Consider the following 23,573-nt stretch of genomic DNA (forward strand, 5'->3'; position numbering starts at 1 on the left):
ATACGTCTTTATTTGACGATTTTCCGGCCCATCCAAAGCAAGCGCTGCAGATCCGCGCGGTCAATGAGACCGAACCAGATCATAAACAGCAGATACACGAACACGCCGGAGACAGCCGCCGCCGTGAATTGCAAGGGTAAAGAATCGGTCCATGCCTGACGTGTAACACAGGCAACGGTTAGAGCCATACCGGCCATGCCGCCGCCGACCTTAAGGAAGTCCGTCATTTTCATACGGAAATTCAGCAGCCTCATCACACTGCCCCCATGTAACACCGTAACCAGGAACACATTCACGCAGATGGCTATGACAGCGCCGGTAATGCCAAGCTCAGGTTGGGTAGCTAACTGGTAGATGAGAATCAGCTTGATTGAAGCGCCGACAAAAGTGTTGAATAACGCCGTTCCGGGCTTGTTTAAAGCTTGCAAAGTGGCCTGAAGCGGTGCTTGGAAGTATATAAACAGGCCGAACGGAGCCATCATCTTCAACATCCCCGCCGTCTCGGTGCTGCCATACATAATCAAGCATAACGGTTCGGCTAATACATACAGCAGCACGGCGCAAGGGGCGCCCGTGACCAGAGCAAGACGCAGCGATTGGTGTAACCGTTTATGGATCGTGAGTTGGTCACCTCGGGCCGCGGCTTCGGAAAGGGAGGGCACGAGAGAAACGGCCAAAGAGTAGGTCAGCGCACTGGGCAAAAGCAATAAAGGGATGACCATCCCTTGTAACGCCCCGTACTGAGCTGTCGCGACACCTGTCGCCACGCCGGCAATCGCGAGACTCCGCGCGATCATGATCGATTCGAAAAGGTAAGAGAAGGAACCCACCAGCTTGCCCCCGGTAACGGGGATTGAAATCCGCATAAGTTTACCCAGATAAGGAAGGCCGAAAGCATAGGATTTTTTGGCGCCTTCCCGTTGCTGACCCGTAACAGCTTCTTCACGGAGAGTTCCCGGACTTTCCGCTTGGGTTGCCAGCTTGCGTATCGTTAGGTTATACTGCCCAAGCAGGACCGCGATACCGCCCAACTCACCTGCCAACACACCCAGCATGGCGCCGGCTGCGGCAAACTCGATACCATAGGGTAACATCAGGTAAGAGAAACCAAGCATCGCGAAGATTCGAATGACTGTTTCCACCAATCCGGAAACGGCTGTAGGGATCATATTATGCCGCCCTTGGAAATATCCGCGGTAAACGGACGAAATTCCGACAATAATAATCATGGGCGTCATACTGAGAAACGTATAATACACCCTGGAATCCGGGATGACGTGAGTGGTAATCCAGGGAGCCGCCACAATGCATAAGATGGTGAAGAAAACAGAAGCTGCGACCGTAATCAGTAGAGATGTCCTAAGCACGGCTTTAACTTTTCTTTCGTTCCCTTCCGTTTCCGCTTCCGCCACCAGTTTGGCTATGGCTAGCGGGATGCCGCCCGTTATAATAGTGAGAATCACGATAAAGAACGGGTAACCGAGCTGGTACAGACCCACACCTTCCGCTCCGATGACTCTCGGCAGCGCGATGCGGGGAACAAACCCAAGAATTCGGTTGACGATCCCCGCTGCGAGCAGAATCATGGTCCCTTTAATAAATGATTGCTTGGTCAAGGTGTTCCCCTTCTTCCTTCAAGAGAGATAAGCTTGTATTACTACAACCATATGCACGTCCGACGGCAAGACATGCTATAATTTTTCACAGAACACATGTAAGACCGGCAGGAAACGGAAAGGCAATAAAGAATTACTATACAATGGCATGCAGAGGAGGACCTGACGAATGTTCAACCTGTTGGAACCGCGCGAAGAAGCGCCCAAAGACCCTTTTGCCGAAACGGGATTCGATCCCGAGATGATAAGCTCCATGCGCATGTTATGCGCCAGTAAAGCTGAGGAATTCCAAATGATCGGTTACGAGCATGTGACGGGTACGGAGATCTGGGAGTGTGTACTTGGTAAATACAAGAAAACCGGGATACCGGCTATGCATCAGGTCGTTAATGATATTCTCTCTTTAAAAGTAACGAATTTCATGAATCACATGACGATGAGCGCATACCGCGGGGCCCGATTTTAGGGGCCTTTTTTTGCGGGTTCCGGGCATTGCTTCACATTTTGACAATTTGTATTATAATAGGAATGTTGAGTAGCCACTAAAGGGGGATTAATCGTAGTTATGGACTTTAAAAGGATTATTACTTTTTTATTAACAGTCATCGTGACTTTTGGAGTCATTGCGTGGACGAGCCCTACCCTTGTAAAGAACATTAAATTAGGGCTTGATTTGAAGGGCGGCTTTGAAATTCTGTATGTAGCCGAACCGATTGAAGCCGGCAAAGATGTCACCAAGGACGCGCTTGTGGAAACGGCTCGAAGCCTGGAGAAACGTGTAGACGCGCAGGGTATCGCCGAACCGGAAATTACAACGGAAGGCAAAGACCGGATTCGCGTGCGATTAGCGACAGGGGACGCGGATGAGGAAGCGATTCGCAAGACACTGAAGAAACCGGCAGATTTGACGTTCCGCGATCCAAGCGGTAAAGTCATGCTTCGCGGTAACGACTTCGTGGAGGGCGGCGCGAGCGTAGGCTATAACGAAACAAGTCAACCGCTGGTGCAGATTAAACTGAAGGATGCTTCTAAATTTGAGAAGGTTACGGGTGATCTGATTGGTCAGACTCTTGGAATCTACCTCGATGAAGAGCAAATTTCCAATCCGGGTGTTTCGTCGGCCATTCCTGGAGGGGTAGCGACCATTACCGGCAGCTTTACATATGAAGAAGCCAAATCCCTGGCGGATACGATTAATTTGGGCGCGTTGCCGCTGAAATTAACCGAGAAGTACTCCCAAAGCGTTGGCGCTTCCTTGGGTCAATTATCGTTGGAACAGACGGTGAAAGCCGGATTGATCGGTTCCGTATTAATTCTAATTTTTATGCTTGTATTCTATCGGATTCCGGGCGTCATCGCGGCGATCTGTCTGATCACATATGTTTGGCTGCTGCTTCTTGTGTTTGACTGGATGAACGCCACCTTGACCTTACCGGGTATCGCGGCCTTCGTCTTGGGCATCGGGATGGCAGTGGACGCGAATATTATTACCTTTGAACGGATCCGCGAGGAACTTCGCAGCGGCAAGAGCCTGCTGTCTTCTCTTAAAGCGGGTTCCAAGCATTCCTTCCGTACGATCATGGATGCTTATGTAACGAACATTATCGCAAGTGCCGTGCTTTATTATATCGGCAACGGAGCTATTCGGGGTTTCGCGTTAATCAGTATTCTCAGCGTTCTGTTGAGTGTCATTACGAATGTATTCTTATCCCGAATTCTGTTGAGCTTGCTGATTAAGGGCAAGGCGTTCAACAAGCCGTCTTATTATGGCGTGAAGGAGGGTGAAATCCGTGGACTATAAGAACAGATTCGATTTCATCAAGAACCAGAGGATTTTCTTCGGACTTTCCGGATTTATATTGGTGACCGGCTTGATTATGATGATCTTCTTCAGTCTGAATTACGGTGTCGACTTTAAAGCAGGTACGAATATTGAGTATTCTTTAGGCAAATCCGTACAGCAAGACCAGGTGCAGTCGGCCGTAGACGAAACGGGCTTAAAGCTCGAAGAAGTGACGATGGGCAGCGGCAATAAGCATACTTCGCTTCGTTTTGACGAAATTCTGACGGAAGATCAGATTAAGCAGGTGAACGCCAAGTTTGCAGAGAAATTCGGCAAGGGTGTATCGCCAGAGGTCAATACCGTTTCGCCGGACATTGCCCTGGAATTGCGTAACAATGCCATTAAAGCGGTCCTGATCGCTTCAGTGCTCATTATGATTTATGTATCGATTCGCTTTCACTGGACCATCGCGCTGGCGGCGGTATTGGGTATATTCCACGACGCGTTGATCGTCATCGCCTTCTTCGCCATCTTCCGTTTCGAAGTGGATCTGCCGTTCGTAGCCGCAGTGTTAACAACGGTCGGATATTCGATCAATGACAAGATTGTTATCTTTGACCGGGTGCGTGAAAACTTGCGATTTGCGAAAATCAAGAGTGTGGACGATCTCAGCGAGCTTGTTAACCGTAGCGTATGGCAGACGATGGCTCGTACCGTTAACACCGTAATAACCGTTCTCATTGCTGCTGTGTGTCTGTTTATCTTCGGCAGCGAATCCATTAAGCTCTTCGCTTTGGCGAAGATTATCGGACTAAGCAGCGGCGTTTACTCATCCATCTGTATTTCTGTTCCTTTATGGGTGCTGTTCCGCAAAAATGCTTTGTTGAGAAATAAGAAAGTTACAGCATAAGAGGTTTGGAAGCCGCGTAGGTTTACGCGGCTTTTCAAACGGTTAGGAGCAATCACTGGAATCGGGAGTGTTGCAAGATGAAGGATCAGCGGAAGGAAGGATACGGTTGGCTTCTAATGGCCGGGCAGATGCTGCTGGCAGGAAGTAAAGGCTTGCTTGGCCTGTTTGGCGGAAGCCAAGCCATGTTAGCGGACGCTGCTCAAACCGCGGCTGGAAGCGTGCATACGGCTGTAAGTTCGGCAGGCTTCAGGCGGATCGGTCCGCTTTACGCTTCCCGTCCTTACGAACGGGAGAAAATGCATAAAGTAGCAAGCATCATTTCTTCAATCGTGATCATTGTGCTTGGGCTTGAAATAGGCTTGCATGCCGCCCAACAACTGTTCCGCGGTGAAGGGCCGGAAGCGCCGGAATGGTATGTGCCCCTGTTCATGACGGTTCTGTTCGCGATTCGGATTCTGTTCGCTTTAAGAAGACAGCATCATGACCGAAGCAAGGCGGGCGCGATTCGTAAGGCGGGCTGGCCATCCCAGGAATGGGTGCCTGCTATAACCTTGGTAGGTGTCAGTCTCGCTTACGCGGGGGAACGTTCAGGTACATACGCCTTATTGTATGCCGATGGCGTTGGGGCGCTGCTGGCAGGCTTGCTGATGATCTGGAGCGGTTATTTAACTATCTCGGCTTCGGTCAGAGGTTCAGCTTCCGCGCTTCTTCGAAAGGAAGAAGCCGGGGATTTCACAGAGACGGCCCAGCGGATTAGCGGTGTGATTGCCGTTGAGCACCTGGAGGCCCGGGAGCAGGGACATTATGTAGTCGTTGACATCCGGATCAGCGTCAGCCCGGGGATTACCGTGGCGGAGGGTCAAGAAATAGGTAAGATCGTCAAGTTTCACCTTATGAAAAAACATGCACATATTACAGACGTACTCGTGAGGGTTACACCCTACGAATCGGGTTATCCATATAAAAGATCAACAGATATGCATTCGGAACCGCTAATGACCCTGTTGCAATAGGAGGGTACCATGCTTCAAGCTAAAGCCAAATGGAACATAACAGAATATGACGAGGCGTTGATCGAGAGGCTGTCCGCCGAATGGGGCGTACAGCCTTTCCTGTTGAAGTTACTGCATGCGCGAGGCATCACCACGGCCGAGGAGGCAAGCCGTTTTCTGCAGGGAGACGAGGGGGAAATTCACGATCCGTTTCTGTTGAAAGGGATGCGGGAAGCTACAGCAAGAATCCGTAAGGCACTGGAAGAGGGAGAATATATCCGGGTTTACGGCGATTATGATGCGGACGGTGTCAGCAGCACTTCCCTTCTTGTTCATCTCTTGCGGGGGCTGGGAGCCAAATTCGATCATTATATTCCCCATCGAGCCAAAGAAGGCTACGGATTAAACATAGCCGCAATCGAAGCCGCAAAGGCTGAGGGCGTATCCTTGATCGTTACTGTGGACACCGGCATTAGTGCCGTGGAGCAAATTGCGTTCGCAAACAGCGTTCAAATCGACGTAATCGTTACAGACCACCATGAACCGCCCGACATTCTTCCGCAAGCTTTGGCTCTTATTAATCCAAAGCTAACGGACTGTCCCTATCCCTACAAGAGCTTAGCCGGCGTCGGAGTAGCCTTCAAGCTCGCTCATGCGCTGCTTGGCCGCTTTCCGGAAGAACTTCTTGAGATGGCTGTCATTGGAACGGTCGCGGACCTTATGCCGTTGACCGGGGAAAACCGGGCGATCGTCAGACGAGGAATGAAACGAATTCGTAACAGCGATAATCCGGGAATTAAAGCGTTACTGGATGTTGCCGGTGTGGAGTTGTCGAAAGTTTCAGCCGGTAATATCGCATTTGCTGTCGCTCCCCGAATTAATGCCGCAGGCAGGCTTCAGCACGCCAACTTAGCCGTGCATCTGCTGACCACCTTGGATACGTCCGAAGCAGAACTGCTGAGTCATGAGTTGGATTTACTGAACAAGGAACGACAAGCCATCGTTGAGGACATCGCGGGTCAAGCTTTAGAGCAGGTGACAGCGCAAGGACTGGAGCAGGATAAAGTGCTCGTTGTGGCGGGCGAGAGCTGGAATGTGGGTGTCATCGGAATCGTTGCCTCCAAGCTTCTGGACCGACATTACCGCCCGGCCATTGTTCTCGGTGTGGATCCGGAAACGGGCATGTGCAAGGGTTCAGCCCGATCTATTCCGGGCTTTGATATGTACAAGGCCTTGTCATCTGTCAGCGAGCTGTTTGCTCATTATGGCGGACATCAGGCAGCCGCCGGCATGACACTGCATAGAGATCAACTGCCGCAGCTTCGGCAGAGGTTAAATGAAATGGCCGAGCATTGGTTAATGGCGGATGATCTGTTACCTAAACTCTCAGCTGATATGGTGTGCGGGTTGTCCGAGGTTACATTGGAAACCATTCAACTGGCTGAATCACTTGCCCCATTCGGCATGTCGAATCCTGCGCCACGGTTTGTGTTGGAAGGTTTACAGATTCGGGAGATCCGTACGATGGGGAAGGATAAACAGCATATTAAGCTTACATTGACGGATCCGGAAGGAAAGGCTAAGCCGCTGGAGGCGTTGGCCTTCAACCGGCCGCAGCTGGTTCATGCGCTGTCTTCCACTTCGCGTTTGGATTTACTGGCGGAGTTGTCTATTAACGAATGGAACGGTACACGTAAACCGCAAATCATGATACAGGATGTTCGTGTCAATCAACTGCAAATTTTTGATTGGCGAGGGATTCCAACGCCTCAGGACAAGCTTGAAGCTTTAGCAGATGAGGTTCGCGCATGCGCGGTTCTGGCCAGCAGGCCAGCGGCGGAACGTCTCGCGGCCGACGGCAAGCTGGGCGCTTGCGGATTATGGTCCTGGGAACCGGACGGCACCGCCTTGCCCGTGAATGATGCAGCGAAGGCGCGTCCCTTGGCGTTCGTGCACAACGTCGTTCTATATAGTTTGCCGGAATGTTTAACACGGATACACAAATTGTTGATAAACGGGCAAACTATGGAACGGATCTATGCTGTATTTGCCGCGGACGGCCAACGCAATCAAACGTTGACGCTGCCATCCCGCGAGGATTTTAAAGGTATGTACGCGATACTGAAGCAACGTGAGCAATGGAATATCCGCTCCGGTGAGTTGCACACCCATCTGCGCAGACGATCAGGCATCTCCGAGGATGCGGCTTCCTTTATTTTGCAAGTATTCGAGGAATTATCCTTTATTGAAAAGGACGGCCACAGCATTCGGTGCACATCCGCTCCTTCCAAGCAAGATTTAACCACAGCGCAAGCTTATCAACGACGCGTAAAACAGTTGGAAGCTGAAGAAATATTCGTTTATTCCAGCGCGCAGGAGCTGACTGACTGGTTCCTGAAGCAACCTGGGTTTGAATCGTCTGAACCACAACAACCTAATTTATTGGAGGAAATCGTATGAATTTCAAAGAACATATCCGTGTAGTAGAGAATTGGCCGCAGGAGGGTATCAGTTTCAAGGATATTACGACATTGTTACAAAACGGTCCCGCGTTCAAGGGCGCAATCGATGAACTTAAACAATTGATTCAACATCTGGAGATCGACGTCATCGCCGGGCCGGAAGCACGAGGCTTTGTCATCGGATGTCCTTTGGCTTACGCTTTGGGTGTAGGTTTCGCACCGATTCGTAAACCCGGTAAACTGCCGTTTGACACCATTGAAGCAGGCTACGACCTGGAATACGGAAAAGATAAGCTGGCTATGCACACGGATGCGATTAAACCGGGACAGCGCGTTCTCATTGCCGATGATTTACTGGCGACTGGCGGAACCATCTCTACGGCAATCAACCTGATTGAACAGTTGGGCGGAGAAGTTGTGGGGGCGGCGTTTCTCATCGAGTTGACGTATTTGACAGGCCGCGAAAAAATGGGCAACGTGGATGTGTACTCTTTGTTGAAGTATTAATTCATTGTATTTACCATATATTACAAAAAAGCTGTCCACGCCCGTCGGCGTCGGACAGCTTTTTTTATTAAGATTTAGGCTTCATTTGTCAGTTTAAACCGGTTCAAGAGGTTGAAGAACAGACTGAGTATAATTGCGACAACCGTGGCCAGCGCCATCCCGCTCATGGAGAAATTTCCGAACGATACTTTTGCGCCGGACAAACCGATAACCAACACTACCGTCGTCAGAATCAGGTTAACCGGCTTGGAATAATCCACTTTGGTTTCGACGAGCATACGTAAGCCGGAGGAGGCAATGACGCCGAACAACAACAAGGATACACCGCCCATGACCGGCTGCGGTATGGTTCGTATCAGTTCCGACAATGTGCCGGAGAACGATAGCAGTATCGCTAAAACCGCCGCTCCTCCGATCACGAAGGTTGAATATACCCGGGTCAAAGCCAATACGCCGATATTTTCTCCGTAAGTCGTGTTCGGCGTGGCGCCGACGAAACCGGATACGATGGTGGATAAACCGTTACCCAACAAAGAACGATGCAAGCCGGGATCTTTGGAAAGGTCCTTGCCGACTATATTGCCGGTTACAATCAGATGCCCCACATGTTCAGCGATAACAACCAACGCCGCAGGCAAAATAATGGCGATGGCGGACCATTCGAATACAGGCGTTGTCATCTTGGGCAACACGAACAAATTTGCTTCAAGTACGGAATCGAACTGTACCATTCCAAGAATGACGGCCAGCACATAGCCCGTAATGATGCCGACAAGAATCGGGATAATCTTCATAAATCCACGGAAAAGAACGGTTCCCATAATCGTAACCAGCAGTGTCGTTAGGGATACGATGATGGCTTTGGAGTCGGGGTTCCATCCTTCATAAGCGGTGCCGGAGGGGGGAATAATTCCGGACATCCCTGCCGCTACGGGAACAAGCTCAAGACCGATTACCGCAACAATCGCACCCATGGCCGCCGGAGGGAACAGTACGTCAATCCAGCCTGTGCCGGTGTATCGAATGAGCAGGGCAATGAGCGTAAACACGACGCCTACAGCGATGAAGCCGCCAAGCGCGGCGGCATATCCACCGCCGCTTTGCGTGGCAATGACAGCGCCCGCGGGCGAGATGAAAGCGAAGCTTGAGCCCAGGTAAGCTGGAATTTTACCTTTGCACAGCAGGAGGTAAAATAAGGTGCCGATTCCGTTCATTAATAAACAAATCGCGGGATCAACCTGTAGCAAGTAAGGCACGAGCACGGTCGAGCCGAACATGGCGAACAGATGCTGGAGGCTGAGCGGCAACGTCTGGAGAAGCGGGGGGCGTTCATGAACGCCAATGGTTCTGGACAAGGAAAGTCCTCCTTTTATGTATGTATGATCTCAACTGCCATTCTTCATCATAGCAAAATGTGGACGCGCGTAAAGACTTCTTTTGCGGAAATGCCGCCAGGATTAAAATAATTGTCTGTTTCCGTCGAAAAAATAGGCCGTTATTCCCCCCGCAAGAAGAGGGCACAGTTGACGTAGACTTGTTTCAAAGGCATAATTATGAGATATACTTTTATCGAACATTAATGTAATGAAATGAACATAGATCAGAAAGGATCCATTCATGGGCATTGAGCAACTTATTGTGAAGGCAGCTGCATATATGAAGGAATCCGACCTTAAGCGGATCAGGGATGCGTACGAATTTGCCGATCAAGCCCATCATGGCCAGGTTAGAAAATCCGGAGAACCGTACATCCTGCATCCGTTAGCGGTAGCCGACATCCTTGTGAATATGCAGATGGACGTGACGAGCATTATCGCCGCTCTGCTTCATGATGTCGTGGAAGATACAACGGTATCGCTGGAGTCGGTGAGGGAGCATTTCGGGAAGACATGCGCTATGCTCGTAGACGGTCTTACGAAGCTGGAGAAGATCAAATTTAAATCCAAGGAAGAGCAGCAGAACGAGAATTATCGCAAGATGTTCGTCGCTATGGCGCAAGACATCCGTGTGATTCTGATTAAGCTGGCCGACCGGCTGCATAATATGCGTACGCTTAAGTATCAATCCGAGGAAAGCCAACGGCGAATCGCGCAAGAAACTCTCGATATCTTCTGCCCCATTGCGCATCGGTTAGGGATTTCAGCCATTAAATGGGAGATGGAAGACATCGCCCTTCGCTTTATCAACCCCCAACAATATTACCGCATCGTGAATCTTATGCAGAAGAAGCGGGCGGAGCGCGAGCAATATATATCCGATATTATTGGACGGATTAAAGAAAAGCTCAGCGAGATGGGGATTGAAGGCGATATCTCCGGCCGGCCCAAGCATATTTTCAGCATCTATACGAAGATGTCAACGAAAGCCAAGCAATTTAATGAAATTTACGACTTATTGGCGATTCGAATCATCGTAGAGAATATCAAGGATTGTTACGCTACCTTGGGGATCATCCATACGTTATGGAAGCCGATGCCGGGACGGTTTAAGGATTATATAGCCATGCCGAAAGCGAATATGTATCAATCCCTCCATACCACGGTCATCGGACCGCGGGGCGAGCCGACCGAAGTCCAGATCCGAACCTGGGATATGCATCAGACCGCCGAATTCGGAATCGCGGCTCACTGGGCATACAAAGAGGGCTCGGCCGCTCCAGGAGCAGGAGCTCCGTTCGAGGACAAGATGGCCTGGTTCCGCGATATAATCGAGCTGCAGAATGAGACACGCGACGCTTCCGAGTTTATGGAATCCATGAGGATGGACTTCTTCGCGGATGCGGTGTTCGTATTTACCCCTAAAGGGGAAGTATTCGAGTTGCCTTCCGGTTCCGTACCTCTTGATTTTGCATATCGTATTCATACTGAAGTGGGTAACCGCACCATTGGCGCTAAAGTGAACGGACGAATCGTTCCCTTGGATCATAAGCTCAAGACAGGCGATATTATCGAAATACTGACTTCCAAACATTCTTACGGTCCCTCCCAGGATTGGATCAAAATTGCGCAGTCTTCACACGCGAAGACGAAGATTAAACAGTGGTTTAAGAAAGAGAAGCGCGAAGAGAATGTGGACAAGGGTAAGGATCAGCTGGAACGCGAGTTGAAGCGTTTAGGCATCGATCCGCCGACCCTGATGACCGAAGACAAGCTGATGGAAGTAGCGAAGAAGTTTAACTTTAACGATGTGGAGGACATGTTATCCGCCATCGGATTTAACGGGATCACGGCTGCGCAAGTATGCACTCGTTTAACGGATAAGTTGCGCAAAGAGAATGAAGAAGCACAGCAGATCCAGCTGACGAGCGAAATTAAGGAAATGAAGGCGCCTGGGACGGTTCGCAAATCGCGGCCGACACACGGCATCCGGGTAGAGGGCATTGATAATCTGCTCGTCCGCTTTGCCCGTTGCTGTAATCCGGTGCCCGGTGACCAGATTATCGGTTACATTACACGCGGACGCGGGGTTTCGGTTCATCGCGCCGACTGCATGAACATTCCGCAAGGCGAAGACGAAGAAGTGCAACGCGTCATCGATGTGATGTGGGAAGAGTCGGTGGAAGCCAGCTACAGTGTGGAGATTGAGATTACGGGGCATGATCGCCGCGGATTGCTGAACGAGGTATTGCAGGCGGTATCGGAGAGCAAGACCAATATTTCCGCTGTATCCGGACGTTCAGACAAGAACAAGATGGCGATGATTCATATGACGATCTTGATTCGGAATACAGAGCATTTGCAATCGGTTGTCGAGAAGATCAAGAGGCTGTCGGATGTATATTCCGTGCAGCGGATTATGCAATAGCAGATGGCAAGGTATACGCCCTTCTCCCTTACGGGTGGAGGGTATTTTTAATTATATTAGAAGCCGTGCTCGGATAACGGAAGGAGTTTGATGAGGATTGAAAGTGGTACTCCAAAGAAGCAAGGCGGCCCAAGTAAGTGTTGACGGCCAAGTCATCGGCAGCATTGAGCAAGGGTTCGTGCTGCTGGTCGGCGTAACGCATGAAGATACGAATGAGGATGTGCGATTTTTGGCGGATAAGGTGGCGGGACTGCGTATATTTGACGATGCGGATGGTCGGATGAATCTGGCTATTCAAGATGTGAACGGTCAGATATTGTCGATTTCCCAGTTCACGTTATACGGAGATTGCCGCAAGGGCAGGCGTCCGAACTTCATGGCGGCGGCTCGTCCGGAACCGGCAGAGGCGTTGTATCTGCAGTTTAATGAGCATTTAAGGGAGAAAGGTCTAAACGTAGAAACAGGGCAGTTTGGCGCGATGATGGATGTGAGTCTGGTCAATTGGGGGCCGGTGACACTTATTCTCGATAGTAAAGAAAGGTGAGGCGGGGGTATGTCATAGACTTCTTGGTTACACTAATGAAATCAACCATACCAAGGAGAACGAACCTCTATGCATCAATCCAAAAAGGAACAAGTTATGCTCTCATCCACAAATCGGCTGTTGAACAATCATCTGCGTGAAGCCATGAAGATGGCTGAAGGCGTTCAGGAATATGGCTTTGGTCAAGAGGCGGGGCTGACGGGAGAACAATATCCATGGGTACAGCCTCGCAAAATCAGACTGTAAACCGTTGAAAAATTGTTTAATAAATCAGGTAATAGAAAACGCTTTAAAAAATGTAACATAACTGTAATCTGTTTAACATAAGCCTTTAACATTCATTTCCTATACTAATTAACGACCCCCTTTTTAAAATATAAACACTTAAACCCTACAACATTCTGTTGTAGGGTTCTTTCTTTTTCGACATAAACACTTGACAACCTGTAGTAACAATTATAGAATAACCTCTATTGAAGCATGTTAATTTAATCCTTTGATTCGTTGAAGGGGCAAAGTAATTCAGTACCACGCATAGTAGAGAGGGATGCCTTAGGCTGAAAGTATCCTTGCGATGACTGAATGAATAGACTTCCCTGAGAACGGTCGGCGAACAGCGGCAAGAGGGTTGCCGGACAGTAGCTGATACGCGTAGACGGGCGTTAACCGTAAAGCGATACTTATCTAGAATTTTACCGGATAAGGTCGGAATGTGGGTGGTACCACGGGTGAATTAGGTTTCTAATCTCTCGTCCCTGGCAATGATGTCAGGGGTGGGGGATTTTTTTAATTTCAAGGGATATGGATCCGCATAAAGCGGTTTGGGAGGTAAATAGATGGCATTCCAGAAACCAAAGGGCACACAGGATTTATTGCCGGGTACTGTGGAGAAGTGGCAGTTTATTGAGGAGAAAATTAAAGCAGTATGCTGCCGCTATAATTACAAAGAGCTGCGTACCCCGATATTTGAACAGACAGAGTTATTTACAAGAGGTGTCGGTGAAACAACGGATGTGGTAAGCAAGGAAATGTATACGTTCCTCGATAAAGGGGACCGCAGCATGACATTGCGGCCGGAAGGAACGGCAGGCGTGGTCCGGGCTTATGTTGAGAATAAGCTTTATGGTGAACCCGATTTAACGAAGGTGTATTATGTGGGACCTATGTTTCGCTATGAACAGCCTCAGGCGGGACGCTTCCGTCAATTCCACCAATTCGGCATTGAAGCTTTCGGGTCCACCGATGCGAGCCTTGATGCGGAAGTGATTTCGCTGGGCTTCCAGTTCTATAAGGAGCTTGGATTGTCGGGTGTGACCGTTGAAGTGAATTCCGTCGGTACTCCGGAAATACGCGCTGCTTTCAAATCCAAACTGCAGGATTTTCTGGCGCCTGTCAAGGATAAACTTTGCCGTGACTGTCAATCCCGCTATGATAAAAATCCGCTGCGTTTGCTGGACTGTAAGGTGGATCAAGCCCATTTCGAAGGCGCACCGTCCATTTTGGATAGTCTGGACGAGGAGTGTACGAACCATTTTGCCACGGTAAGAGGGTATCTGGATGCAATGGGTGTGAATTACACGATTAATCCCCGTTTGGTTCGCGGACTGGATTACTACACGCATACCGCTTTTGAGTTTAAGGCGGAAGGGATCGGCGCGATTGATACCATCGGAGGCGGCGGACGGTACAACGGTCTGGTTGCTGACGTAGGCGGTCCGGATCAGCCGGGAGTAGGCTTCGGACTTGGGTTGGAGCGTTTAGTGCTGGTGCTGGAGAAGCAAGGGATCGACATTCCGTCAGGCAAAGGGCTGGATATGTATCTGGTTGCGCTTGGCGAAGCGGCTGAGAAGGAAATCACACGCTTGTTGTTCGAGCTTCGTTCTCAAGGTGTGGTGGCCGAGAAGGATTACGGCGGCCGTAAAATGAAGGCGCAGATGAAATCGGCGGACCGGTTGCATGCGAAATATGTCGCCATCTTGGGCGATGATGAACTTGCGCGGGGCGAAATTACGTTAAAGTCGATGGCGAACGGCGAGCAGGAAGTTCTGGATTTAGAAAATTTCATTGAGAAATTTTTAAATAAACAATAATTATTTGATAAAGGGGAACAAAGAATCATGATGTTAAAAACTCATCATTGCGGACAATTGGGAACGGCCGAAATCGGGCAAACTGTCGTATTAAACGGCTGGGTACAAAGAAGAAGGGACCTTGGAGGCGTCTTGTTTATCGACCTTCGGGACCGCAGCGGAATCGTACAAATCGTGTTCGGACCTGAATATTCAGGTGAAGCGCTGCAGATCGGCGACCGATCTAGAAACGAGTATGTGCTTGCGGTAAAAGGGACGGTTGTGGAACGCGACGCGGAGACGGTTAACGCAAATCTCGCCACAGGTCAAATCGAAGTGCGCATTACGGAAATTGAAATACTGAACAGCGCGAAGAACCCTCCGTTCTTCATTGAAGACGGCATCGAAATCGACGAATCGCTTCGTCTGAAATATCGCTATCTGGACCTGCGTCGTCCGGAAATGCAGCGCACGCTTATGCTTCGTTCGCAGGCGGCCAAGATATTCCGCAACTTCCTGGATGACCAAAGTTTTATTGAAATCGAAACGCCGATTTTGACAAAAAGCACGCCGGAAGGCGCTCGCGACTATTTGGTGCCAAGCCGTGTGCATCCGGGTGAATTTTTCGCTTTGCCGCAATCCCCGCAAATTTTTAAGCAATTGCTTATGGTGAGCGGTATGGAGCGGTACTATCAGATTGCGCGTTGTTTCCGCGATGAAGATTTACGAGCAGACCGCCAGCCTGAATTTACGCAGGTGGACATCGAGACTTCGTTCATGTCGCAGGAGCAGTTGCTCTCCATGATGGAAGAACTGATGGCGAAACTTATGAAGGAAACGGTTGGCGTAGACATTTCCCTACCGTTCCAACGGATTACTTATGCGGACGCTATGGGGAAATACGGTTCTGATAAACCGGATCTTCGCTTCGGTATGGAGCTGAAGGATGTTTCCGATATCGTGTCCCAGTCCGGTGTGAAAGTGTTCGCTTCCGTCGTGGAGAAAGGCGGACAGGTGAAGGCGTTGAACGCCAAAGGATGCGCAAGCTGGAGCCGCAAAGAGATTGATGATCTCGGACCTTTCGCGGCGCGTTACGGCGCTAAAGGACTTGCCTGGATTCAAGTGAAAGACGGCGAAATGAAGGGGCCGATCGTGAAATTCTTCTCCGAAGAAGAGATGGCTTCCCTGAAAGAGCGTCTGGATGCCGAAGAAGGGGATTTGCTGCTCTTCTCCGCCGACACGAAGAAAATTGTTGCCGATGTGCTGGGTAACCTGCGATTGAAAATTGGCCGTGAGCTTGGGCTGATTAACGAGAGCGAGTTCAAGTACGCATGGGTCGTGGATTTCCCGTTACTCGGTTGGGATGAGGATGCGAAGCGTTATGTGGCGGAACATCATCCGTTCACACGTCCGATGGAAGAAGATGTGCATTTCTTCGATACGGATCCGGGCCAAATTCGCGCGCAAGCATATGATTTGGTATTGAACGGATATGAAGTGGGCGGAGGCTCGCAAAGGATTTATCAGCGTGATGTACAAGAGAAGATGTTCACAGCCCTGGGCTTCTCGCCGGAAGAGGCGAATGAGCAGTTTGGCTTCTTGTTGGAAGCTTTCGAGTACGGTACACCTCCGCATGGCGGGATTGCCTTAGGCTTTGACCGTTTGGTGATGTTGCTTTCGGGCCGCAGCAACCTTCGTGAAACGATTGCGTTCCCTAAGACGGCAAGTGCTACGGATCTGTTAAGCAACGCGCCTTCTGAAGTGGAAAGCAAGCAGTTGGAGCAGTTGTCCATTCGGATCGCGCGTAAAGAGAAAGCGGATAGGAGCGTTTAACCTATGTTGCATCAATTTTCACGAACAGAGCTTGCGATCGGACCGGAAGGTCTGGAGCGGATGAAAGGAAGCACGGTGGCTGTACTGGGTATTGGCGGGGTGGGTTCCATCGCCGCTGAGGCTTTGGCGCGCACGGGTGTCGGCCGGATTATCCTTATTGATAAAGACGTAGTCGATATCACCAATATCAATAGGCAGATTCATGCGCTAACGACGACGGTTGGCCAATTGAAGGCCGAACTGATGCGCGAGCGGATAGCTCTCATTAACCCGGCATGTGAAGCGATTGCGCTCAATATGTTTTACACGGAAGAAACGTATGAGCAGTTATTTGCTTATGATCTGGATTATGTGGTCGATGCGTCTGATACGATTTCGTACAAAATCCATTTGATTAAACAATGTCTGGAACGGAAAATTCCGGTAATCTCTTCTATGGGCGCCGCGAACAAAATGGACCCGACCAAGTTCCAGGTTGCGGACATTTCCAAAACGTCGATGGACCCAATCGCGCGCGTCGTTCGTACCAAGCTGCGTAAAGACGGCATCCGCAAAGGGGTGAAGGTGGTTTTCTCCACCGAGGAACCGATGAAACCCCGCGCGGATGTTACGGAGAGGATCGTGTCTCCCAACGCGCCCGAAATTCGTAAAGCGAAACAACCGCCTGCAAGCAACGCCTTCGTCCCCCCAGTAGCCGGCCTGATTATGGTCGCCGAAGTGGTGAAGGATTTGTTGAAGAGTGTGGACAAATAAAGTAAAGGTGCTTACTAGCCGCTTGAGCTGATGCTCGGGCGGTTTTATTTATGAATTAATGGGCCGGGAAGGGTTATCTCGGAGGTTCAGCTGGGTGGGAGCAATATTATGCTGGGTTATCCCGAAGGGTCAGTGGAGTGGTGTGAACAAGATTATGTTGGGTTATCCCGAAGAGTCAGTGGAAGACAACAGCAGATTTAGTGCTCTGAGGGACATTATTTGCTACCAATGCATGCCGGTCCACGGAATTAATGTCCTCCCTAGGAATGATAAATGTGGTTGATTCAGTGATCTGAGGTATACCTAGGGGTTATTTTGCCGCCGGATCAAGTTGATTTATGCTCTATAAAGCATTGTTCGACGCCCATACGCACCAACCAGCTTCTTTGTGGTAAAATGGGAGCATTGATCAGCAAAGGTGTGAAGGTTATGGACTTATTTACATATGACAATTCGAATAAAGGGGCAGGACGGTTGTTGGCAGACCGGATGCGTCCCCGGACATTGGAAGAATATATTGGTCAAGAGCATATTGTGGGAGCGGGAAAATTGCTGCGGCGCGCCATTGAAGCGGATCAAGTGACCTCAATTCTGCTATATGGTCCCCCGGGGACTGGAAAGACAACGCTTGCGCATATCATTTCAAACAAAACTCAAGGGGAGTTTATCAAGCTTAATGCGGTAGATGCATCTGTTAAGGATGTTCGTGAGGTCATTGAAGGCGCCAAAAACACCCGGGATCTCTACGGCCGCAAAACCATTCTGTTTCTGGACGAGGTCCATCGCTTCAATACGAAGCAGCAGGATGCGCTTTTGCCGGCAGTGGAAGACGGCACGATCATCTTCATCGGCGCGACCACCGAGAATCCGTTCCACCACGTGAACGGGGCGCTGCTGTCACGCTCGACGCTGTTCGAGCTGCACGGCCTCACGCATGAGCACGCACTGCTCGCCATGCGGGCCGCGCTCGCCGACCGCGAGCGCGGTCTCGGCGCGTTGCCGCTGCGCGCCGAAGACGCTGCGCTCGAGCACATCGCGCGCATGAGCGGCGGCGACATCCGCCGCGCCCTAAACGCGCTCGAGCTCGCCGCGCTGACGACCCCGCCGCAGCCCGACGGCACGATCGCCGTCACGCTGGAAGTCGCGGAGGAATCGATTCGCAGGCCGACCGTCCGCGCGGACGAGTCGACCCAATACGACGTCCTCTCCGCGTTCCACAAGAGCATCCGCGGCTCCAGTGACGCCGCGTTGTTCTGGTTCCTCTATGCCGTCGAGAAGCTCGGCATGGATCCCATGACCTTCCTGCGGCGTTTAATTGTCGCCAGCAGCGAAGACATCGGCCTCGCCAACCCCCAGGCGCTGGTCCAATCCGTCACCGCGATGGACGCCTATCACAAGATAGGCTGGCCGGAGGCGAGGCTAGTCATCGCGCAGGCGATCCTGTTCGCGGTGGAAAGCCCAAAATCGAACGGCGTGACCGTCGCCATCGGCAACATCTACGCCGCGTTCGATCGCGTCGGTGAAGCCAAGGTTCCGCATCACCTGAGGGATGCCCACTACAAAGGCGCCGAGAAGCTGGGTCATGTCGGCTATCAATACCCTCACGATTATCCGGGACATTATATCAAGCAGCAGTATCTGCCGGATGCGTTGGACGGCCAGTCGTTCTATCGCGCGACAGAGCAGGGCATGGAAGAGAAAATTAAACTTAACCAGCACAGGCGTAAAAATCTATAACATCACACAACCTAACACAACAAATAACCGAATTTACAACTGCACGCAATGTCAGATAACCGAGGAGGAGGGGAAGTATGCGACAACGAACAAAAGATACCCTAGACACTTCCCCGGCTTCGCATGATTTGTGGGCTGACATGCAGCTTACCAGCAGGGAACTGGTGATTGAGACAGGAGTTCAATATTTGCGCGATGCCGGAACCGACCGTATTTGTCAAATATGTATCGGGCAAGGCGGCTCTTGTTGCGCGGATTGCCCTTTGCTTCGAAACGGTGTAGGGTGTCAACAGAGGAATATCAGCTGCACGGCTTGGTTGTGCGGATTTTTGAAATATATATTGTTTGAGTTGAACTTGCTGGATGCCTGGAATGATTATTGGATTCAGGTGCCGGGCCAAGATTATCGCAAGGATTTCACACCTGAATTCTTTTTTATGTCTAATTCCAAAATCTTGTCTTCCCCGGACTTTCAGCAAATCAGCGAAGCGTTTGCCCTCGATTTGAACGATGTGGCAGAAGCGAACTCAGCCGAAGGCTATCTCATCAAGCTGCGTGAAAAAATCGATAAAAATATTGAATGTATCGACATTTACAGGGACGACCCGGCCTATTGCCGCAAAATCCACAAAAAAATTCTGGAGATGACCGCTCCGTTTCATCGCTTTCACCGAGCTTTGGATGAATACAGAGTTGATCTGTCGTTGAATAGGGAATAACTTTCCAGCACTCACAAAAAAGAACGAATTCGCCTTCTGCGAATTCGTTCTTTTCTTGTAAAACCTTTATTTCACTTCCGCCGCCATACGCACGGTTTGAATCGTACCGCCGCCCAGACATTGCTCCCCGTCATAGAATACGACGGCTTGGCCCGGCGTTATGGCTTTCTGCGGTGCATCGAATTTCACCTCGCAACGGCCGTCGCCGAGCGGTACAACCGTTACGCCTTGGTCAGGCTGACGGTAACGGAACTTCGCCGTGCAGCGCAGCGGCGAAGTTAACTCGCGGTCGCTCGTAAAGCGCACGCCTTCGGCTAGCAGGCCGTCCGAATACAGGCTCGGATGGTCGTCGCCTTGCACAACGTAGAGCGTATTCGTCTCTAAATCCTTGCCGGAGACGAACCAAGGCTCGCCGTTGCCGGAGCCGCCAATGCCGAGGCCCTGACGCTGGCCCAGCGTATAATACATCAAGCCGTCATGGCGTCCCTTGACTTCGCCTGAGCGGACATCCACCATATCGCCGCCCTTGGCCGGCAGATAACCGCTGAGAAACTCCTTGAAGTTTCGTTCGCCGATGAAGCAGACCCCGGTGCTGTCCTTCTTCTTGGCGGTTGCCAACCCGGCACGCTCCGCGATCGCCCGCACTTCCGGCTTAGGCAAGTGTCCGATCGGGAACATCGCTTTGGACAATTGATACTGGTTCAAGGCATTTAAGAAGTATGTCTGGTCCTTACCGGCGTCAACACCGCGCAGCAGTTTAAACTCTCCCTCTTGTTCCACAACCCGGGCATAATGTCCCGTGGCGATGTAGTCAGCTCCTAAATCCAGCGCTTTTTGCAAAAATTCACCAAATTTAATTTCGCGGTTACACATGACATCCGGATTAGGGGTCCGGCCTTTGCGATACTCGTCCAGGAAATAGGCGAATACTTTATCGAAATATTGCTTCTCGAAATTTACGGTATAGTATGGAATGCCGATTTGATCACATACGCGTCGGACGTCTTCCGCATCCTCTTCCGCGGTACAGTGACCGAATTCGTCTGTATCATCCCAGTTTTTCATGAAGATGCCGATGACGTCGTAGCCTTGTTCTTTCAATACAAGGGCCGTGACGGAGGAATCAACGCCGCCGGACATGCCCACGACGACGCGGGTGGATGAATTGTCTGTTACCATGGTAATACCCCGCTTTTCAATAGGAATGTGTAGCTGAATTACAGTGTAGCATATTTCCCGTTTATCATTCCATTCGCTGTCGAAGATTGTGGAATCATGCGGAATAGGTTATAATAAAATTTTTCCCAATTTAGGAATCAATTTTGTAGAGATTTTCTATGAAAATATGATAACATATATAGATGATAGGGTTACTTGTATTTAATTTCGCCTTTTCGGGCAATGATGAAATTATAGAGACAATTATGTCCAGAATGAGGTGTCCCCTTTGAAGATTTCCACAAAAGGCCGTTACGGCCTGACCATTATGATGGAATTGGCAAGAAACTACGGTGACGGCCCGATTTCTCTGAAAAGCATCGCCGAGAAGAACAGTCTGTCTGAGCACTACCTGGAGCAACTGGTTGCCCCATTACGCAATGCCGGTTTAGTGAAAAGTGTGCGAGGAGCTTACGGCGGTTATATTCTTTCCAAACTGCCGGAAGAAATTACGGCAGGGCATATTATCAGAATCCTGGAAGGTCCCATCTCACCGGTGGACTTCACGGAAGAAGATGATCCCGCCAAACGGGATTTATGGGTTCGGATTCGCGACAGTATTGCCGAAGTATTGGATTCAACAACATTAGCTCAGTTGATTTCGTTTCAGGACGAGGGCAAGCGAGACAGCTATATGTTCTACATATAGGTGACAATATGAAGCAGACACGGATTTATATGGACCATGCGGCTTCAACGCCGGTGCATCCCCTGGTAACGGAAGCTATGCTTCCTTACCTGCATGAGCAATTCGGCAACGCGTCCTCCGTACATGCCTATGGGCGTGAGGCCAAGCAAGCGTTAAACCGGGCAAGAGACCTCATATCCGCCGCGATCGGCTGCGAGCCTTCGGAGCTGATCTTCACCGGCAGCGGCACGGAAAGCGATAATCTGGCGATTATCGGTGCCGCCGCCGCCAACACAACGGACCGCAAAGGAATACTCACCTCCCGTATCGAGCACCATGCCGTGCTTCACCCATGCGAGCAGCTAACAAATTTTGGATATGGACTTACTTGTTTACCCGTAGATATATTGGGTAAAATTTCTATAGAAGATGTCGAAGCTAATCTCAACTCACAAACCTTTCTGATGAGTCTCATGTACGGTAACAACGAAGTCGGTACGGTTCAGCCTATAGATGTGGCCGGACGCCTTGCCCGTGAGAACGGAGTATTATTTCATGTTGACGCGGTTCAGGCTCTGGGTTCCCTGCCTATCTCACTTAAGGACTTACCTGTGGATTTAATGAGCTTTTCGGCTCACAAAATTAACGGTCCCAAGGGAGTAGGCGCTTTATATATCGGGAAGCAAGTCCGCATCCAGGCTCAGCAGTTTGGCGGGATGCAGGAACGTAAACGCCGGGCAGGCACAGAGAATGTAGCAGGTATTATCGGGTTTGCCAAAGCCGTAGAACTAAGTATGAACGGATTGGAAGAGAAACGATCTCTGATGTTGCGACTTCGAAATCGGTTTTTGGAACAGCTGTCCGAAAGACTCGGCGCGGAACGATATGTTGTTAACGGACATCCGACAGAAGTGTTACCGCATATTCTGAATGTCAGCTTTATCGGGATCGACGCCGAGACGATGCTTATGAATCTGGATCTGGAAGGCATTGCGGCCGCAAGCGGTTCAGCCTGTACTTCGGGTTCTCTTGAAATCTCACATGTGCTGCAGGCTATGGAACTTCCCAATGATGTTATGCGTTCGGCAGTCAGATTCAGCTTCGGGCGTGGAACCACATCGGAAGAAATCGACATTGTGGTGCGGAAGATCGAAACCATATTGGATCGAGTCCGTAAATAAATAGAGCCGGGAGGTGAGCGGATGATTCGTAAAGTACAGGAAATTATCGGTTTGCCTGTGATCGACGTGGAATCCGGCAAGAAGTTAGGTAAAGTAAATGATATTTTCTTAAGCGCCGATCAGGAACTCAAGGCTGTAACGATCGACGCCAAGCATTGGTTTTCTTCATCCCGGTTTATTGCTTGGGAAGACATTGCGGGATTCGGGGATGATGCGGTTACCATCCCGAATGAGTTGGTTATCCGCTCCTTTGAAGAAACGAATCCTTGGATCGCCTTCCTTTCCGGCAATAAGAAGCTGAAAGAAATGTCGGTGATGACAGTCACGGGAAATCAACTGGGATTGATCAGCGACGTTTACTTTGACCCGGAACTGGGAACAAAGATGATAGGATTAGAATTAACGGATGGATTTATCTCCGATTTGAAAGAGGGGCGCAAGTGGATGCGCTTGCCGGAGACCGTGACAATCGGTGATGATACGATTGTGGTACCGGCGGAGAGCGAAGACGCCCTGGAGGAAATCGTCACAATAAAGCGATGAGGGTGATTAGATGATGAGATGTCCGAACTGCAATTCCAAGGATATTGGGAAGATCGGTTCCCATCAGTTTTACTGCTGGGGTTGCTTTATCGAGTTGACGGTGAACGGTGAGAAGATGTCAGTCTATCAAGTAGAAGAAGACGGAACGTTAAGCTCGCTGGATGACCTGTTCTTCGAGGATGATATGCCTGAAGTTCACGCCAACTAATTATAGATGAACGTTAAAGTCGGACTTCGGTTCGGCTTTTTCATTTTGCCCGTAGGAAAGACTCGC

21 protein-coding genes are annotated in these 23,573 nt (G+C 50.2%); 18 read left to right on the forward strand and 3 right to left on the reverse strand.

What is annotated here, in order from left to right; genetic code table 11:
- Window positions 1-8 precede the first annotated feature (8 nt).
- Window positions 9-1,616 (reverse strand): stage V sporulation protein B, encoded by a 1,608-nt coding sequence (spoVB, locus tag SY83_RS13980; RefSeq protein ID WP_068607494.1) that lies wholly within the window; start codon window positions 1,614-1,616, stop codon window positions 9-11.
- A gap of 241 nt (window positions 1,617-1,857) precedes the next feature.
- Here spoVB and SY83_RS13985 point away from each other — a divergent pair, with 241 nt between their 5' ends.
- The 6 genes from SY83_RS13985 to SY83_RS14005 all read left to right on the forward strand — a co-directional run bounded on the left by SY83_RS13985 (window position 1,858) and on the right by SY83_RS14005 (window position 8,270).
- Window positions 1,858-2,082: a post-transcriptional regulator gene (locus SY83_RS13985; RefSeq protein ID WP_068611108.1), complete on the forward strand. Its 225-nt coding sequence runs from the start codon at window positions 1,858-1,860 to the stop codon at window positions 2,080-2,082.
- 99 nt (window positions 2,083-2,181) lie between these two features.
- A complete protein-coding gene (gene secD, locus SY83_RS22800; protein ID WP_082882537.1) occupies window positions 2,182-3,417 on the forward strand; it encodes a protein translocase subunit SecD in 1,236 nt (411 codons plus the stop codon).
- Window positions 3,407-4,309, forward strand: a complete 903-nt coding sequence (gene secF / locus SY83_RS22805) for a protein translocase subunit SecF (RefSeq protein WP_082882538.1) — start codon at window positions 3,407-3,409, stop codon at window positions 4,307-4,309. The genes secD and secF overlap by 11 nt, the downstream gene beginning before the upstream one ends.
- A 77-nt stretch (window positions 4,310-4,386) precedes the next feature.
- Complete coding sequence (locus tag SY83_RS13995) at window positions 4,387-5,322, forward strand: cation diffusion facilitator family transporter (RefSeq protein WP_068607496.1); 936 nt, start codon at window positions 4,387-4,389, stop codon at window positions 5,320-5,322.
- 9 nt (window positions 5,323-5,331) lie between these two features.
- Window positions 5,332-7,761 (forward strand): single-stranded-DNA-specific exonuclease RecJ, encoded by a 2,430-nt coding sequence (gene recJ / locus SY83_RS14000; RefSeq protein ID WP_068607498.1) that lies wholly within the window; start codon window positions 5,332-5,334, stop codon window positions 7,759-7,761.
- Window positions 7,758-8,270, forward strand: a complete 513-nt coding sequence (locus SY83_RS14005) for an adenine phosphoribosyltransferase (RefSeq protein WP_068607500.1) — start codon at window positions 7,758-7,760, stop codon at window positions 8,268-8,270. Before recJ ends, SY83_RS14005 begins: the two co-directional genes overlap by 4 nt.
- 74 nt (window positions 8,271-8,344) lie before the next feature.
- Here the strand turns inward: SY83_RS14005 and uraA are convergent, their stop codons facing one another.
- Window positions 8,345-9,625, reverse strand: a complete 1,281-nt coding sequence (gene uraA / locus SY83_RS14010) for a uracil permease (protein ID WP_068607502.1) — start codon at window positions 9,623-9,625, stop codon at window positions 8,345-8,347.
- A gap of 262 nt (window positions 9,626-9,887) precedes the next feature.
- On the opposite strand from uraA, the gene SY83_RS14015 reads away from it, so the two are divergent.
- From SY83_RS14015 to SY83_RS14050, 8 genes are all read left to right on the forward strand, one after another.
- Window positions 9,888-12,074 carry a RelA/SpoT family protein gene (locus SY83_RS14015; protein ID WP_068607503.1) on the forward strand — a complete coding sequence of 729 codons (2,187 nt, stop codon included), beginning with the start codon at window positions 9,888-9,890 and terminating at the stop codon, window positions 12,072-12,074.
- A gap of 97 nt (window positions 12,075-12,171) precedes the next feature.
- Entirely contained in the window at window positions 12,172-12,618 is a 447-nt protein-coding gene (dtd, locus tag SY83_RS14020; protein ID WP_068607505.1) for a D-aminoacyl-tRNA deacylase, read from the forward strand.
- Window positions 12,619-12,687: 69 nt separating this feature from the next.
- Entirely contained in the window at window positions 12,688-12,864 is a 177-nt protein-coding gene (locus SY83_RS23130; RefSeq protein WP_157279862.1) for a hypothetical protein, read from the forward strand.
- A 590-nt stretch (window positions 12,865-13,454) separates the two neighbouring features.
- Complete coding sequence (gene hisS / locus SY83_RS14025) at window positions 13,455-14,708, forward strand: histidine--tRNA ligase (protein ID WP_068607507.1); 1,254 nt, start codon at window positions 13,455-13,457, stop codon at window positions 14,706-14,708.
- A gap of 30 nt (window positions 14,709-14,738) precedes the next feature.
- Entirely contained in the window at window positions 14,739-16,520 is a 1,782-nt protein-coding gene (gene aspS, locus SY83_RS14030; RefSeq protein ID WP_068611109.1) for an aspartate--tRNA ligase, read from the forward strand.
- Window positions 16,521-16,523: 3 nt separating this feature from the next.
- Window positions 16,524-17,273 carry a tRNA threonylcarbamoyladenosine dehydratase gene (locus SY83_RS14035; RefSeq protein WP_068607509.1) on the forward strand — a complete coding sequence of 250 codons (750 nt, stop codon included), beginning with the start codon at window positions 16,524-16,526 and terminating at the stop codon, window positions 17,271-17,273.
- 429 nt (window positions 17,274-17,702) lie between these two features.
- Window positions 17,703-19,010: a replication-associated recombination protein A gene (locus SY83_RS14045; RefSeq protein WP_068607513.1), complete on the forward strand. Its 1,308-nt coding sequence runs from the start codon at window positions 17,703-17,705 to the stop codon at window positions 19,008-19,010.
- Window positions 19,011-19,087: 77 nt separating this feature from the next.
- On the forward strand, window positions 19,088-19,729 hold the full coding sequence (locus SY83_RS14050; RefSeq protein WP_068607515.1) for a hypothetical protein: 642 nt from the start codon (window positions 19,088-19,090) through the stop codon (window positions 19,727-19,729).
- A 66-nt stretch (window positions 19,730-19,795) separates the two neighbouring features.
- Here the strand turns inward: SY83_RS14050 and mnmA are convergent, their stop codons facing one another.
- Window positions 19,796-20,908 (reverse strand): tRNA 2-thiouridine(34) synthase MnmA, encoded by a 1,113-nt coding sequence (gene mnmA / locus SY83_RS14055; protein WP_068607517.1) that lies wholly within the window; start codon window positions 20,906-20,908, stop codon window positions 19,796-19,798.
- Window positions 20,909-21,176: 268 nt separating this feature from the next.
- On the opposite strand from mnmA, the gene cymR reads away from it, so the two are divergent.
- The 4 genes from cymR to SY83_RS14075 are packed head-to-tail and all read left to right on the forward strand — an operon-like array spanning window position 21,177 to window position 23,507.
- Entirely contained in the window at window positions 21,177-21,596 is a 420-nt protein-coding gene (gene cymR, locus SY83_RS14060) for a cysteine metabolism transcriptional regulator CymR (RefSeq protein ID WP_068607519.1), read from the forward strand.
- Window positions 21,597-21,604: 8 nt separating this feature from the next.
- Complete coding sequence (locus SY83_RS14065) at window positions 21,605-22,756, forward strand: cysteine desulfurase family protein (protein ID WP_068607521.1); 1,152 nt, start codon at window positions 21,605-21,607, stop codon at window positions 22,754-22,756.
- Between the two features lie 21 nt (window positions 22,757-22,777).
- A complete protein-coding gene (locus SY83_RS14070) occupies window positions 22,778-23,299 on the forward strand; it encodes a PRC-barrel domain-containing protein (RefSeq protein WP_068607523.1) in 522 nt (173 codons plus the stop codon).
- 10 nt (window positions 23,300-23,309) lie between these two features.
- Complete coding sequence (locus SY83_RS14075) at window positions 23,310-23,507, forward strand: hypothetical protein (RefSeq protein WP_068607525.1); 198 nt, start codon at window positions 23,310-23,312, stop codon at window positions 23,505-23,507.
- Window positions 23,508-23,573: the final 66 nt, after the last annotated feature.

The organism is Paenibacillus swuensis (assembly GCF_001644605.1).
Lineage (GTDB): Bacteria > Bacillota > Bacilli > Paenibacillales > DY6 > Paenibacillus_N > Paenibacillus_N swuensis.

Bases quoted from the DNA above. Each gene is read 5' to 3' on its own strand.
- SY83_RS13985 (WP_068611108.1), top strand. From the start codon at position 1,858: ATGATAAGCTCCATGCGCATGTTATGCGCCAGTAAAGCTGAGGAATTC.
- secD (WP_082882537.1), top strand. From the start codon at position 2,182: ATGGACTTTAAAAGGATTATTACTTTTTTATTAACAGTCATCGTGACT.
- SY83_RS13995 (WP_068607496.1), top strand. From the start codon at position 4,387: ATGAAGGATCAGCGGAAGGAAGGATACGGTTGGCTTCTAATGGCCGGG.
- recJ (WP_068607498.1), top strand. From the start codon at position 5,332: ATGCTTCAAGCTAAAGCCAAATGGAACATAACAGAATATGACGAGGCG.
- SY83_RS14005 (WP_068607500.1), top strand. From the start codon at position 7,758: ATGAATTTCAAAGAACATATCCGTGTAGTAGAGAATTGGCCGCAGGAG.
- SY83_RS14015 (WP_068607503.1), top strand. From the start codon at position 9,888: ATGGGCATTGAGCAACTTATTGTGAAGGCAGCTGCATATATGAAGGAA.
- SY83_RS23130 (WP_157279862.1), top strand. From the start codon at position 12,688: ATGCATCAATCCAAAAAGGAACAAGTTATGCTCTCATCCACAAATCGG.
- hisS (WP_068607507.1), top strand. From the start codon at position 13,455: ATGGCATTCCAGAAACCAAAGGGCACACAGGATTTATTGCCGGGTACT.
- aspS (WP_068611109.1), top strand. From the start codon at position 14,739: ATGTTAAAAACTCATCATTGCGGACAATTGGGAACGGCCGAAATCGGG.
- SY83_RS14035 (WP_068607509.1), top strand. From the start codon at position 16,524: ATGTTGCATCAATTTTCACGAACAGAGCTTGCGATCGGACCGGAAGGT.
- SY83_RS14045 (WP_068607513.1), top strand. From the start codon at position 17,703: ATGGACTTATTTACATATGACAATTCGAATAAAGGGGCAGGACGGTTG.
- SY83_RS14050 (WP_068607515.1), top strand. From the start codon at position 19,088: ATGCGACAACGAACAAAAGATACCCTAGACACTTCCCCGGCTTCGCAT.
- mnmA (WP_068607517.1), bottom strand. From the start codon at position 20,908: ATGGTAACAGACAATTCATCCACCCGCGTCGTCGTGGGCATGTCCGGC.
- SY83_RS14065 (WP_068607521.1), top strand. From the start codon at position 21,605: ATGAAGCAGACACGGATTTATATGGACCATGCGGCTTCAACGCCGGTG.
- SY83_RS14070 (WP_068607523.1), top strand. From the start codon at position 22,778: ATGATTCGTAAAGTACAGGAAATTATCGGTTTGCCTGTGATCGACGTG.
- SY83_RS14075 (WP_068607525.1), top strand. From the start codon at position 23,310: ATGATGAGATGTCCGAACTGCAATTCCAAGGATATTGGGAAGATCGGT.